Annotated in this window: 13 protein-coding genes; all 13 read left to right on the forward strand. The window is 34.7% G+C overall.

Going from position 1 to position 14,738, the window contains the following annotated elements; translation table 11 throughout:
- The first annotated feature begins 16 nt into the window (after positions 1-16).
- Positions 17-1,834 (forward strand): hypothetical protein, encoded by a 1,818-nt coding sequence (locus tag U9K52_RS17685; protein WP_263601885.1) that lies wholly within the window; start codon positions 17-19, stop codon positions 1,832-1,834.
- A 62-nt stretch (positions 1,835-1,896) separates the two neighbouring features.
- On the forward strand, positions 1,897-2,346 hold the full coding sequence (locus U9K52_RS17690) for a hypothetical protein (RefSeq protein WP_248389371.1): 450 nt from the start codon (positions 1,897-1,899) through the stop codon (positions 2,344-2,346).
- 48 nt (positions 2,347-2,394) lie between these two features.
- Positions 2,395-3,735 (forward strand): DUF5458 family protein, encoded by a 1,341-nt coding sequence (locus tag U9K52_RS17695; protein WP_323673816.1) that lies wholly within the window; start codon positions 2,395-2,397, stop codon positions 3,733-3,735.
- Between the two features lie 418 nt (positions 3,736-4,153).
- Positions 4,154-4,540: a type VI secretion system tube protein TssD gene (gene tssD / locus U9K52_RS17700; protein ID WP_248389373.1), complete on the forward strand. Its 387-nt coding sequence runs from the start codon at positions 4,154-4,156 to the stop codon at positions 4,538-4,540.
- Between the two features lie 181 nt (positions 4,541-4,721).
- Positions 4,722-5,108, forward strand: coding sequence for a type VI secretion system tube protein TssD (gene tssD, locus U9K52_RS17705; RefSeq protein ID WP_248389375.1), 387 nt, complete (start codon positions 4,722-4,724; stop codon positions 5,106-5,108).
- Between the two features lie 84 nt (positions 5,109-5,192).
- On the forward strand, positions 5,193-5,582 hold the full coding sequence (gene tssD, locus U9K52_RS17710; protein ID WP_263601882.1) for a type VI secretion system tube protein TssD: 390 nt from the start codon (positions 5,193-5,195) through the stop codon (positions 5,580-5,582).
- Between the two features lie 50 nt (positions 5,583-5,632).
- The gene (locus tag U9K52_RS17715; protein ID WP_263601881.1) at positions 5,633-7,528 is read left to right on the forward strand and encodes a type VI secretion system Vgr family protein; all 1,896 of its coding nucleotides are present in this window, start codon (positions 5,633-5,635) and stop codon (positions 7,526-7,528) included.
- An 11-nt stretch (positions 7,529-7,539) separates the two neighbouring features.
- Complete coding sequence (locus U9K52_RS17720; RefSeq protein ID WP_263601880.1) at positions 7,540-8,871, forward strand: hypothetical protein; 1,332 nt, start codon at positions 7,540-7,542, stop codon at positions 8,869-8,871.
- Between the two features lie 452 nt (positions 8,872-9,323).
- Positions 9,324-9,404 (forward strand): hypothetical protein, encoded by an 81-nt coding sequence (locus U9K52_RS21345; RefSeq protein ID WP_323673817.1) that lies wholly within the window; start codon positions 9,324-9,326, stop codon positions 9,402-9,404.
- Positions 9,405-9,451: 47 nt separating this feature from the next.
- The gene (locus U9K52_RS17725; RefSeq protein WP_263601879.1) at positions 9,452-10,486 is read left to right on the forward strand and encodes a LysM peptidoglycan-binding domain-containing protein; all 1,035 of its coding nucleotides are present in this window, start codon (positions 9,452-9,454) and stop codon (positions 10,484-10,486) included.
- Between the two features lie 38 nt (positions 10,487-10,524).
- The gene (locus U9K52_RS17730) at positions 10,525-11,328 is read left to right on the forward strand and encodes a DUF4280 and LysM peptidoglycan-binding domain-containing protein (protein ID WP_322927588.1); all 804 of its coding nucleotides are present in this window, start codon (positions 10,525-10,527) and stop codon (positions 11,326-11,328) included.
- 12 nt (positions 11,329-11,340) lie between these two features.
- Entirely contained in the window at positions 11,341-13,467 is a 2,127-nt protein-coding gene (locus U9K52_RS17735; protein ID WP_322927589.1) for a DUF5675 family protein, read from the forward strand.
- Positions 13,460-14,695 (forward strand): SH3 domain-containing protein, encoded by a 1,236-nt coding sequence (locus U9K52_RS17740; protein ID WP_322927590.1) that lies wholly within the window; start codon positions 13,460-13,462, stop codon positions 14,693-14,695. The genes U9K52_RS17735 and U9K52_RS17740 overlap by 8 nt, the downstream gene beginning before the upstream one ends.
- Positions 14,696-14,738 lie beyond the last annotated feature (43 nt).

Consider the following 14,738-nt stretch of genomic DNA (forward strand, 5'->3'; position numbering starts at 1 on the left):
ACGGAATTAAATATACATGAATCAGGAAAGAATTAAAGACAGGATATTAAGAAAGGCTTCAAAGTTGTGGGGATACAGTGAGTTGGAGTCGGAAAGTTCCTTCGATCCCGTTGTAAGCTTGTTGTTATCTGCCTGTGCCGCAGAACTTGAAAAACTGGGCTCTGAGCTTGAAAATTCCCGTTCCAGAATTATAGAAAGGGTTTTGGAAGTAATGTTCCCCGAACAGGTTTCCGGTGTAGTACCGGCACGAACCCTGCTTCAGGTGAACCCTCTGGAAAACAATACCTTTATTTCATACTATAGTAGTTTTAAAACTACAATTCGAAAACAGAATATTTACAATCCATCCGAAAGTACTGTTAAAGACTTGTATTTCAGTCCTTCGATAGAAACAAAATTGTTTGCTGCAAAAGTAAAATATCTTGCTTATGATAATGTAATGATGCACATTGAAGACTTTTTTTCTGATGAAATTATCGGAAAGGCAGAAGAACATATTTCCTCAGGTGAATTATGGCTGGGAATACACTCCCATCTGAGGGAAGATCTTGAGGACTTGGTGCTTTTTATTGATAGTAGTAATAGCTTCCAGAAAGAGATCTTTTACTATTATCTGAAGCAGGTAAAAGTTTTTTTTGGAAATAGAGAGTATCATTTAAATGAAGGCTATAATATAGAAAATGACAGCCTGAATCCAGAACAGATTATTACTAAAAATTATTCAGACTTGGAATATATTTATAATGAAATCAACCGGTTTTATAAACCATATTTCTTTACGCTGAAAGCGAGGTTGTCTTTTTCTGAGAAACCGGAAAAAGAGGAACTGTTTTTTAAACACTTTCCGGAAAATGGGATAGCAGATGAACAAGCTATTTTTTGGCTTAAGTTTAAATTTTCGGAAGCAATTGTTCCTGAGATTTTACAAAATGTTCGTTTTGCATTAAACTGTGTTCCTTTTATTAATATAAGGAATCAAAACATCAGCCGTAGAATAAAAGGCAGGCTGAATATCATTCCAATCGATGATGCAGAGCAATTTCTGGAACTTGATGATGTGTCGGACGAGTATGGAAAAAGATTAGATATTAAAAATTATGAATCTGAAAATGAAGAACCAATAGCTTTTTTGAGGCGGGGAGGTGTTTCCCGTTTCGACCGCAGGAGCGCGTCGGAATTACTACAGTATTTATTAGAACTGATCAAAGACGAAACGGCTGCGTTTGCAAGTATAGGTTCCAATTCCGTCAATGATATTCTCAGGCAGATTAATCAGAATATGGCATCACTTCATCAGCTTGCAAAAGAAAAAAACTTTGTTCAGGCCAACAGTCCTTACCTGATTATTTCTTCGGGAGATCCGGAAACAGATGTACAGTGCAAAATCTCTTACTGGTCTACCGCTGCACAGGATGGGAATGATGTAAAGCAGATGACCCGGCTCACAGCAGTAGGTCCGGAAAACGGATTGTTTGAAAATTCTGCCTTGGCTATCCGTACTTCAGTGGGCGGGAAAAAGAAGCTTTCTCCGCAGGAGAAAATATTAGAATATAGAAATGCTTTACTGACAAGGGGTCGCATTGTTACAGTAGCAGATATCAGGGCTTTTGCAATGAATCATTTCAGGCAGCTTATCAAAGACGTTGAAGTTCGGAAAGGTACACAGAAAGAAGTTTCATTGAAAGGAGGTTTCAGCAGAACTATTGACGTCTTTCTTGTCCGAAATAAAGAAAATATCCGTAAAGAAGAATGGGAATATCTGTGCGATAGTTTTTTGCTGAACCTAAAAAATGCATCCGCAAACATTTATCCTTACCGCTTATTTGAAAAATAGGTGAGAATCATTACAACTTAATATAAAATTAAAGATATCGAATAATTTAAACACAATATAGTATGTTATCAAACAAAGGAATCGGTGGTAATGAAGTACCATTTGATGCAAATGAAGCGATTGTGGAAATCCCGCAAAACAGAACCCTTTTCGCACAGAAACTTACAGCAGAAGACCCGGTAAAACCGGAGCTCGTAGAAGGACTAACTACGGTAGAAAAAGTCTTTGAACATTTTAAACCAGAAATTAAAGTTGATTTTGAAAATGCAGAAGGTGCTACCCAAATGGAATCTCTGCAATTCAGCAATCTTGGAGACTTCGGAACCAAAGGAATTACCGCACAAAGTAATTTTCTCAATGTACTGGAAACGGAAAAAGACCAATACCAGAAAATTGTAAAGCAGCTGAAAACAAATAAAATCCTGAAAGCGGCCCTTGAAGATCCCGATGCAAAGAAAGCATTGCACGATACGCTGCTGTTGCTCATCAAAGAACTTGAAGAAAATAAATAATCTTAAAAACACAAAACGATGTCACAAAAACAACAAGAATTGCAACCAATGGAAGCTCCCGTACTGGAGCAAAAAATAGCAGGACATGCTTCTGCGGATAAGCTATTGGAAAAGTTGGCACGCTATGGAGGATTCGACTTGCTGGAAACCTCCATTGAAAATATTCAGAATATAAATCCGGATCGTAAAGCGAGAAGAAAAATTTTTCTTACCGAAAAAAGTAAAGAAAAAGAAAGAGAGATACTTAAAAAGACACTGGAGCTCTGGACTATTATAATCGGAAAGAATAATTCTGTTGCCGATATGGTGTCCCACTGTGATGCTCAAAGAAAGTCTGCAGAAGAACTGTTGGCAAAAAATCTTTTCAGGGCAGTGGAAGCAACCCGGGAATTGGAAGCCAACTATAGAACAATCGCCTTATTCTATAAAAATACCGAGTCTGAAAAAGTAAGAAATATTACATTAGTAAATGCTACGCTGGAACAGTTGAAGGACTTAGACAATACCCGTTTTATTGATACAATCCATGCGGAGCTTTCTGATAATTATGACAGGCTTGACCTCAGGAACAACTATGGTATTCTGGTAATTCCGGGATATTTGGGATCCAATATCGTTGTAGAAAAATGGGCGAAGATTGCTCATGAAAATAAGGTGATACTCATAACGGATTTTGAACATCTTGATGAGCCGGATGATGTGATGGAAATGTTTGATCAGGCTTATCTTACCGGTGGTGAAATCTACCGCTCAAATATTTTAATGACCTGCAACTGGCTGGTAGGAAGAGGCCGTTTTGAAGAAATTAGTGAGCAGGAAGATTTATTTGTGCCTCCGTCAGGAGCTTTGGCCGGAAAGGTATATAAAACATTAATGTCGCAGGTAACTGCAGGCAAAAAATTCGGAGGGATTAATGAAGTGGACGGAGTAAAGTTTGACCTAAAAAAAAGTGAAATCGCCAACCTTGAAAATATGGGATTGATCCCTATGGTTAATGAATATGGGAAAGTAATGGCATTCTCCGGAAAAACACTTTTCAACGGAGATAATCTTGGGTTGCAAACCTATTCCGTAGTCAGGGTATTTGATTATGTAACTAAAGTCCTGATGGATTTTCTTAACAGGAGGGCTTTTGAGAATTTTACTGCTGTAACCAGAAAAGAAATCATGAATCAGATTGTACGCTTTTTAGATGCTATTACAGGTCCCGGTAAGCTTATAGAAAACTTCGAAATCAGAAAATTCGAACAGGATCCGGTACAAAAAGACCGAATTCACTTGGATATTCATATGAAGCCTTATTTCCCGGCAAAAAATTTCCTTATTAAGATGGATGGTCATAAAGTAGATGATGGTAATGAATGGAATACGGAATATGAGCAAAAATAAACGGAAATAGCACCGTGACATGGTGCAGCAGGAGTGAATAAGTAAGGGTGTGAGCAATTCCTCCTGTCTTTTTCGTAATTTGTGTTTTTTTGGCACAGGAGCATTTTTGCTTCTGTGCTTTTCTATTGATGTAAATAAATTTAAAATTACTTTTTTCCTAAAAACACTTTATATTTTACAGATTGACATAAATAATTCATTATTTATAAAAATACGTTATTTTATTAATTATTTTTATCTTTTTAAGCATATTGTTATTAACATAATAAAAAAATACTGCAATATTTTATAAATATTTTTTGGTTTTATTAAAATTAATTTTACTTTTGAACAGTATTCTGCGCCGATAAGTCAAGCTGAAGAACGCACGAATATATTCCATTATTGGTAATATTATCATTTAAACTTAAAATATATTATGTCATTTAAAACCATTTTAGAATACGCCGGAACAAAGCGTAATGTTTTATCAGTAGAATTCGGCATGTTACAGGAAACCGACAAAACGGGGAGGCCATCTTCGGTAGCCCGGGGAGGGAAAATCCATTTAACCGTAGAAGGAACCGGTGCAACTGATCTTTTTGAATGGATGACCAATTCTTTTGAAAGAAAAGATGGTAGTGTTAAATTCATTAAAAGAGATAGTGATGCTACATTGAAAGAGCTTAAATTCAAGGAAGCTTATATTGTGAAATACACTGAAAATTTTGATGCCTCAGGAGAGAATCCGCTTACTGAAACTTTCGTGCTTTCAGCAAAAGAAATTGAATTGGGTAATGCCAAACATGTAAATGAATGGGTTTAACCTTCTTTACATTCAAAATGAATTATTTCAAACTAAAAATATAGCTTCTGTATTTCTTATAAAAGAGATTTTCAATCAGAAAATACCTGCGGAATCCTTAAACAGGTATTCCCTTCAATGATCTTTTAAAAAACCAGAGCTTACTTATCAAACAAAAACACTTAACCGAAAAAAAATTATTATGTCATTTAAAGCAATATTAGAAGTAGCCGGAAAAAAGTACAATATACTGAATGTAAATTATGGATTATTCCAGGAAACTGATGCTACAGGACGTCCGTCTACCATTACAAGAGGAGGAAAAGTTGATGTTACTGTAGAAGGAACAGGGTCTACGGAACTTTTTGAATGGATGACCAATTCTTTCGAAAGAAAAGATGGAAAAATAGTATTCTTCAAAAGAGACAGTGAAGCCACACTCAAAGAGCTTAAATTCACAGAAGCTTATCTCGTAAAGCATAAAGAAAAATTTGATTCGGTTGGAGAAAACCCGCTCACCGAGTCATTTACAATCTCCGCCCGGAAAATAGAAATGGGAAGTGGTGCCTATGAAAATGAATGGGTATAATGGTTTGTCAGAATGGGTAACAATATTATCCGTTTTTTCAAAAAAAAAATACGCTAATTACATTTCCATTGAAAATAAAGAATCATGTCATTTTTATCAAAATTAGAACTCGACGGTAATATATATACTATTCTCGAATGCCAATACAGTTTTACACAGCCAGTAGATAGTACAGGAAAGCCAAAAGGAATTCCTAAAGGTGGTGAAATCATGATCCGTATCGAAAGTACAGGCAATCCGGAACTTTTGAACTGGATGCTGGATCATCAGCAGGTAAAAAACGGGAAAATCATTTTCTACCGGCGGGATGCAATGAGCAAACTACAGGAATTGGTTTTTGAAAAAGCATACTGCATTGAATTTTCTGAACACTTCAATGCCGGCAACGAAGAACCATTACAGATAGAAATGCATCTCATTGCAAAAAAGTTTAATATAAATGGTGCTATTCACGAAAAAATGTGGCGCGACTAAAGCAATGAATTCTGGTGCGTAAAGTATACGCCATCAACCAAAATACAAATATGGAAAATACAGATTTTGATAATAGCTTGGTCTTCAGTACCTCACGTTCCTTTAAAGAATGGCTTCAGGATCCTTCCAATCCGATAGCCTATTGCCTGCTTACCCTTGACGGTAAAGAATTTCTGGCCAGAAACAGCTATTCGGTGGAACTTCACCAGAAAACAGCAGATCATGATCGTTTTATTATCACAGTCCCGGATGATGCATTAGATAGCTTTGAAGGATATGTCATGGAAAAGTCTAAAAGCCTTCTTGGAAAAAATGTAGGGATCGCCTACTGGCGTTTCGGGAAAATCAGACAGTCTTTTTCAGGAATTATCACCGGAATTAAAAATATGAAAGATGAAGGGGGAGGATATGGAAACCTTATCATTACGGGCAGTTCACCGGGAATCTTACTGGAAAGCGGAAAAGATTGTCAAAGTTTTGAAGATAGGACACTGGAAGAAATTATCATGCAGATTGCAGAGGATTATCCTCAGGAAGTTAAAATAAAAGTTGATCTTCCCAATACCAAACACGCCTTGCCATATACCGTACAATATGCGGAGTCAGATTATAATTTCATCCGAAGACTTGCCAGAAGGTACGGTGAATTTTTCTATTACAATGGAGAGGAATTAATTTTCGGAACATCTACACAGCCTCTTATTGACCTTGCCGAAAATGTTGATCTTATCAGTGTTGAATTCGATCTGAAAATAGATGCTCAGGATTTTAGCTATACGGCCTATGATATTTATACGGGATCAAAGATGAAAAAAGACAGCAACAGTCTGAAATCTGAATTCAAGGAGAATATTTTTCAAACAATCGCTGTAAATACATCCGGAAAGATATTTCAAAAAAAATCGAAAATGTTTTTCAGTCATACAGGAATTGGTGAGAATTCGGAAAAAGAGCTTGAAGAGGCAATTTTGCGGGAAAAAGAACGAAGGGAAAATCTGGTGCTTGTAAAAGGAAAGAGCAGAGATCCGGAACTGAAAATTGGAGGAAGAGCAAGGCTGGCTGATATCAACGGAAAAGCGATGGAAACCTACCGAATCATAGATATTAAACATATTCATGAAGGTGGTGATGATTATTATAATGAATTTGTGGGGATCCCGGATTTGTTTAATGCCGCGCCTTATATAGATACGGACGCTGTACCAAGAAGTAGTGAACAGCCTGCGAGAGTTTTAGACAACAATGACCCAATGGGGATGGGTAGGATTCGCGTACAGTTCCCATGGCAGGAAGACAAAAACCAGAAGACCCCATGGATCAGAATGATACAGCCTCACTCAGGATCCGGAAAAGGATTTCATTTTATTCCCGAAACCGGCGAGGAAGTGCTCGTTGGTTTTGAGGGCGGAAATGCGGAAAAGCCTTTCGTGATGGGAACGCATTATAATGGTAGTGAAATCAGCTCTTATCATACTCCAGGAAATGATAAAAAAGTTATTCATACCCGAAGCGGAACCAAGATTATTTTAAATGATGCTGAAGGAAGCGTTTTTATAGAAGACCCGAGTGGAAATACTTATTTGATGGATGGGCAGGGAAATATTAATGTGAATGCACCGAATGACATGAACTTTACGGCAGGAAAAAACCTGAACATTAATGTTGGAGAAAATATGACAACGAATATTGGAATGAACCAAAATAATACAGTGGGAATGAACATTGTGGAAATGGCGGGTTTGAACATTTTCCAGAATGCAACATTAGATTATAGCCTAAACGCAGCTAATATTACAAAAATAGCAAGCGAAACCTATAGCTATGAAGCTAATGATATTTACAAAAACGCAATGGAAAATATAGATGTTGCAGCAGGTAAGGATTATATACAGAACAGTGAAAAAATGGTACATAACCTTGCCGGAGAAAATGTGCATAACACATAAATACCAAACTTATGGCTGAACAAAAAAAAGGACAGATTTTGATTCTTGCCAAGAATATTCGAGGAAAGGCATCTGGTGAAATTTTGGAAGAAGGCAAGCTTATTAGAAATATTGCTTGTGGAAAATTTTATCAAACGGGTAAGAAAGGAGGGGTAAGTAATGATGTAAATAGACCAAGAAAAATAGCTTTAAAAGTTATTAAAGTAGAAGGTCCTTTTGATGAAAATGATAGACTCGTTGATTCTATCGAAAAAGAAAAATGGTATACTTATAAGGCGAAATTTAATAGAATTCCAGAAAAGAAGGAGTTAAAAGCTTTGAAATGGGCTACCGAATATAATGAAGATGGTAAAAGACTATTAGGCAATGTTTCAAATAAAGAAAAAACTGAAATTATACATAAAGTTTTGCTATCTAATAATAACTTGAGGCTTAAAATTTTTGCTTTTTTTCAAACTCCTTTGGCGCATACTAAAGCAGAAATTATTCAGGGAGAAGTATTACTTATAGTAGGAACGGAACAACATTCTCAAACATATGGTAACAAACTAATGTTTCCTGCACAGGCTGTACGAGAAATAAGAGAAAATTATAAAAATCATAAACACTCAAATATTGTTATTTTTAAGAATGCATTTACAAATATGCAGTTGAGCATTATTAAAAGAGATGCAAAAAAGTGGAATGTAAATTTATATATGAAACAAATTAATTCGGTTACTGAATTAGTAGACTATATTAACAGGGGAGACGCAACTGTAAATAGAAGCAGAATCAAAATTTCTACGATTAAAATTTTTTCACATGGTTTACCGAGTATATTAGATTTTGGATTGGATGGAGATAATGAAGAGAATCAACGTTTTACAGTAGAACATGTTACTAAACTAAAAAAAGAATCTTTCACAAGTAATCCAGAAATATATTCTTATGCGTGTAGAACTGGAAATAGTGATGGAAGAGTAGTAACTTTAAATCCGTCTTATAAATATGATTCTGAATCAATAAAACTAGTAAAACCTGAAAATAGCCTTGCTCAAAAATTAAGTGAAAATTTAGGTGCAAAAGTTTTTGCTTATTTAAGAAGGAGTAATTATACACCAACTTGGCTTGATGGGGGTAAAAAAGAATATAAATCTAAATATATAACAATCGAAGATGAGAATGTTAGCAATCCTCTTAACCCTAAAGATTGGTTTAGAAAAGGATGGGATGAAGCGCTTTGGAATTCCGATGGGGCTTTTTTGCCTCCAAAATCAGGAGACTCTCCGGGAGGATTATTACAAGGTGGAATATTTATATTTGAAAAGAATAAAGAACCAAAACAAAATAGTAAGATATGAAATATTCTAAAAAACTATTTTTTTTTCTATTAATATTAGGGTTAGCTTACTTTACAACATACTTTTCAATGTATGAATATTCAAAAGAAAGATCATCTTCTTGCTTTGATTGTTCATATCAAGGAGATATTTTCATTTCTTCACTTTTTTCATCTATAATACTTATGATGATTTTTCTATTACTAAAAAGGCTTATAAAAAAAGAAATAGTAGTATTCTTTTTTATAGTAGCTTATCTTATAATAATCTCTTTTAACAATTATAATATTTTTGTTGATAGAGTTTCTTCATGGACTAGTTTTTCATTAAAGGGTGAGCTTATTGGGGTTTTCTCCAATTCTTATCTGTATTTAATTGTTAGTTCATCAATAGTATTAGTTATTACAAAATTTCTTAAACTTTAAATTTCTTAACATGGATTTAATTTAATATAATGACGAAGATTTCATTTTATTCCCGAAACCGGGGAGGAATTGCTCATTGGTTTTGAGGGCGGAAATGCAGAAAAGCCTTTCGTGAAGGGAACGTCTTAACGTGAGCGAAACCTCCGACTAAAGTAAATTATTTAACAACATCAATAATGGAGATTAGCATTCTCAACTATTACGTCAGGAAAGGAGATACATTAGAATCTGTTGCCCGGGAAACAGGCGTCTCTGCCGAAGTATTGAAACGATATCATAATACCTACTGCAGCCTTGATGAGCTTATCGGACATGATCTTGACAATGTGCGTAAAATACTCATTCCTCCGCCTGAAAAGATCAGAGAACTGAGAGAAAATAACTGTATTGTTTCAAAACGGGAAATACGTCCTTCGCGTTATCTGTTCAAAAATTTCTATGCAGACAATTACAAAGTAAGTGAGCATTTTGAAAAACCGGGAACAGAAGATTTAATAATAAGTTACGTCGTTTCAATAAATGTTCATAAGGTTGAAAATAAGGGGTTTATAATCAAAACGAAAAGTTCTGAGTTTAAAAAAAATAATGAAGTTCCCGAAGATAAAATAAGCATGCTTTCAATATCCTGTATGAAAGCTCTTTATCCTGTCGCTTTTACTGTTCCTGCTCAGGGATCTATTTCCGGATTTTATGATTATAAAAAAATGATAAAAACATTCAGGAAGAAGTTGCAGGACCCTGAAAATTTTTTTGTAGGTGAGATTTCTCAGGCTTATATTACTCAATTCAGGAATTATCTTGACAATGAAAAACTCCTGCTTGAAAAATTTCGCTCTACATTGCTTTATCAGTTCCTGTTCCCAAAAATGGAATGGTTTCATAAAAACCAATCTTGGGAAGAAAAATTATACATCATTCAAAATTCATTTCCTGTAACATGTTTGATGGAAGCTGAATACCATGATGAATCAGATGGTCATATTCTGACAATACTCCGCGGAAATATAAAAGACGGCTGCACCTTACAGGAATTGCTGGGAGGAAGGAAATTTCCCGAACATTCTGAAGAGCCGGTTTCCGGGGAGATAATTTGTGAATATGAAAAGGAAAAGCATACAATGCAGCTTTTAAAAGCAAAAATCAAAATTATTTTGAAAAATAAGGATAAAATATACAGCACTCATAAATTAATTCTTCAGAGAAAAAATTAATTTATTAAATTTAATCAATCATAAAAACACAACATCCGATGAAAAAATATCTTATCCAGAAAGGAGATTCCCTTTCATCCGTTGCAGAACGATTTTCTGTAAAAGATGCACAAACGCTTCGGAGTTTTCACAATACGCATTGTCCTCTGGAAGACTTATTGGGCTATAAACTGGTTCCCGGAAAGGTGCTTTTGATTCCTGAGGATGCACAATATCTCAAAGAAGATGAAAAAACTTCCGATATATTAAACGGCTATAGTGATAAGATACTGTCCGAGGATAAAAAACAGGACTCACAGCAAAAAGAAGAAACCTCAAAAAAGCAAGAAAGCCAAAACAGCATAGGCCGTTCCGAATTGCACGACGGAAAATACTTTGTTGTACAGAAAGGAAGGTGTCAGTGCAATCAGGGTTTTAAATATCCGAAATTCAAAGTAATCAGCCATCAAAAACTTTATTGGAATGACGCACACGGACAGCCAGACTATCTTGCCGTAACCGAAGACGATACTCAATTTGATCCTGTTGCGCAGCCTTTCGGACAATGCAAACTGAAGCCCTCATCCGGAGGGTATCTTCCATGTGTTTATGCACCGGCAGGGAAATGGACAAAAACCTATGAAAATGTAAAAGTGATGGACAGAAGCTGCGTCACAGAAATCTCCGAGCTGATGTGTACCTCCGGAGGAAAAATTACCATTCTAAAACATGGTCAGCAAAGTGAACCCGGGAAAAGCCAGGTTGCAAAAGCCGATGCTCAAGAACAGCATGTATACAATCCTATTATGGATTTTCAGGGATTTCAGGAGGAGTTTGGGAGTAATTATGGAATGGCGTGGTAATTTAAAAACAGGATGATGAATAAAAAAGGCGTTTCGGCAGTTTCAGGAAACACATCTCCTATAGTGGGAGGAAAATACACCTATCATATTGCCGATTGGTATCCCGATACATTGGCTTTGGAAAGAGATCCCTCTCAGGTTACCTGGGAACTTTTCATAAAAAGGAGCGATGGGAAATTTGGTACCACGCATATTAAGAAAAAGGGAATCGGTGATTTCACATTTGGTGAAAAAGCGTTAGGACATACTTTCCGTTTAGAAGCTTATCTTTATAAACCTGAGGGAGGAGGATTGATCATCACGCCAAGGCGGGACAAAATACCGCGAATAAGTAAAGTAGAAATGTTTTATGTGGATGATTCCAGAGGCGATACGTTCAGCTTTATGGAGAAATTGCGGGCAAGAGCTTATACAGTGAATCTATTTGATGAAGAAGTTGTTTTTACCCTTTGGGAGGATGATGCAAAGGGAGGCGGACATAACAAAAGCAATGCGCCCATTGCCACTCAAAAAACAAAAGTAGACCACAACGGCATCGCTGCTACTGAATTTCTCCTGTCGAAAGCTTTAACGCAAAAAGCCATGCAGGGCGAAACAGATCCCAAACAACTAGAATTTTATATAACAGTAGAATACTATTCCTATAAAAAACATGCCTCGGATAATGTGGAAATCAACAATCCATTTCTAAAGGATTCAAAACCACAATCTAAAAAACCATCTATATCTTCCGTTTCCAAAGCAAAAGGCTCACCGGCAGAACAAAAACCGAAATCTAAAAAAGAGGAAAGAGGGATTTTGGAAAATATTGATGATCAATTTCGGGAACTTTGGGATTGGAGCGAAAGTAAAGGAACGATAAAAAAAGACCAGCGGCCAACCATTCGGAAACCGGAGGGAAGAAGCCCGGTGGTGGTGAATTCCATAACTCCTATACAAAATTCTTTTAGAGGAGAATGCTTTTGTAATAGAGATATTGAACAGAATGAATTTGAAAAGATCATTAAACAATTAAGAAATAGTGAACCTCGTGTAATTAGAGATAGTGGTTATGTTTTATTTAGTTCGTCTAATTGTAAATTATATTATGCAGATAAAACTATTGAAAAATTAAGAAATCACCTGAATCGTACTTTTAAGGAATATAATATAAATACCTGTATTAGAAAAATTCATTTTTTGGCTCAGGTTTATCACGAAACAGATCGCTTTAGAACGACTTTAGAATATGCCACAAATAAAAGTTATAAGCCATATTTTGGTAGAGGGCTTATGCAATTGACATGGGAAAGTAATTATAAAATTTACAGATTCTATAGAAATGTAGATTGTATAGGGGACTATGAAATTATTGCTAAAAGTTTATACTACGCTTGCGATTCAGCAGGATGGTATTGGAAGCAAGGTAAAGTTTTATCTGAAGGAAAAAGATGGAAAGGATCTTCCGATGCACCATCATATGTTAAAAATCAAAAACCAGATTATCCTAAAACGATTATTACATGGAAAGATGGAAATGAAACTATGAAATATGGAACAGTAGACCTAAGCTTAATTGCAGATGATGATAATGTAGATTTGATTAGCTATCTAGTAAATGGAGGAGCGAATGGATTGCAAGAAAGGCGTAATTATGTAATTACACTTAAGTCAATTTTTAAGTATCCTCAAGAGTGTGTTAATATTATAACGCCTGCAAAAAAAGAAAGTTCAACAAGTAAAGATAAAGTTACTATTAGACTTGTTAGAAAATGGCAAACTGGAAAGTCAACTATTGGAGAGTTTACAATAGATAATACTAATATAAAAGGTTATTCTTTAGAAGAAAAGGGGCCGGATACTATCGTACCTGGAATTGAACAACGAGTACCAATAGGAGTATACAATTTAGAATGGCATTCCGGAGCCAAGATAAAAAGGGGATTGAAATTATATAATGATGTAGTATCAAAATCTAGAGCAATATTAATTCATTCAGGAAATACAGCTGATGATACTGAAGGGTGTTTGATAGTAGGCTCTACTAAATCACAAGATTTTGTTGGTGGAAGTAGGGATAAATTAAAAGAAATTTTTGATTATGTAGAAGAGATAGGTATTGAGGGAGCTAAAATAATTATAACACAAGCATATGAATAAAACCTTATTGATGTTATTTTTTGTTTTACTGTCTTGTAAAGGAAACTCACAAGATAGTAAAGAAGATAAATTGACTTATTTAAAAACTGCATTTTTAAACAAGAATGAAAAAAAATTTTTAGAAAATTTTCCTAAAACATTTGTGGACTTTAACAATACGTTTGGGTGGGATGAAGAAAAAGATGCTCCTGAAGCATTATATAATAATGCTAATCAATATATTGATTATTGGTTTTCTTTATTAGAAAAACCAGAATATTATAAATATGAATCCCAAATAATTTCTATCTGTAAAGATGGAATAGGGATGGCAGATGCAGTTAACTATTTTAAAAATAAATCATTAGATTATATTTCAAATAATAAAAAGTATAATCTTATTAATAATCTTCCAAGTAATGAGGCAAAATCTGTTCTTAGGTTTTTATTTGATTCATCAAATTCCAAACAAAGCAATTATTTTATTGAAAATCTTAATGATGGGAAACAAAAGATTGTTAAGGCAATATTTTCCGAAAATGTTTCAAATGAGACTAAAAGAAGTTCTTTAACTACATACGAAAATAATAAAAATTACTTTATCAAAAATTTTGATGTTAATAAAGACGGTTTTCTAGATAAAATTGTAAGTAGTAAACCTTATCATGGTGAGGACTTATTTGTTTTTTTAGGAGATAAGGATAAGAACCAAAAACTTATTTTAGAAACAAGAAATTTTTCCGAAGACGGCGGGAATGTTATACAAGATATTTTACCAATGTCCAACAGTAAGGGTTTTACTATCATTACAAGTTTTCCTGATAGAGGTTATTATGAAAAAGAGTATAATCTTGTAATGCAAAATAACACTTGGATTCTTAAAAATATAATTTACAAAACAATGTCTGATGTATCAGAAGATGCAGTAAAGTATATTTGTGATGTTTCTCAGAATATCGATATTACAAAATCAGGTTGGACAGAAAAAATTAATCCGATACCAGATGAAAATATAAAAGATAAAAAATGTAAAATCGAAAAAACGATATCCATTAAAAAATATTATATTAATGACCTCGATGGTTACTCCAACTTACGTGAAGAAAAGAGTTCTAGCTCAGAAGTCTTACAAAAAATAAAATCAGGAGAACACATTGAGGTCATAGATAATTCAGATGATTGGTTTTTGGTAAAAACGAAAGAAGGTAAAACAGGATACATTCATAAAAGCAGAGTAAAATTGAATTGATTATGAGCTTCGCTCTGAGACTCAATCCCACACTTCCCAATCT

The sequence above is a fragment of the Chryseobacterium sp. MHB01 genome, assembly GCF_034651565.1.
Classification (GTDB): Bacteria; Bacteroidota; Bacteroidia; order Flavobacteriales; family Weeksellaceae; genus Chryseobacterium; species Chryseobacterium nepalense.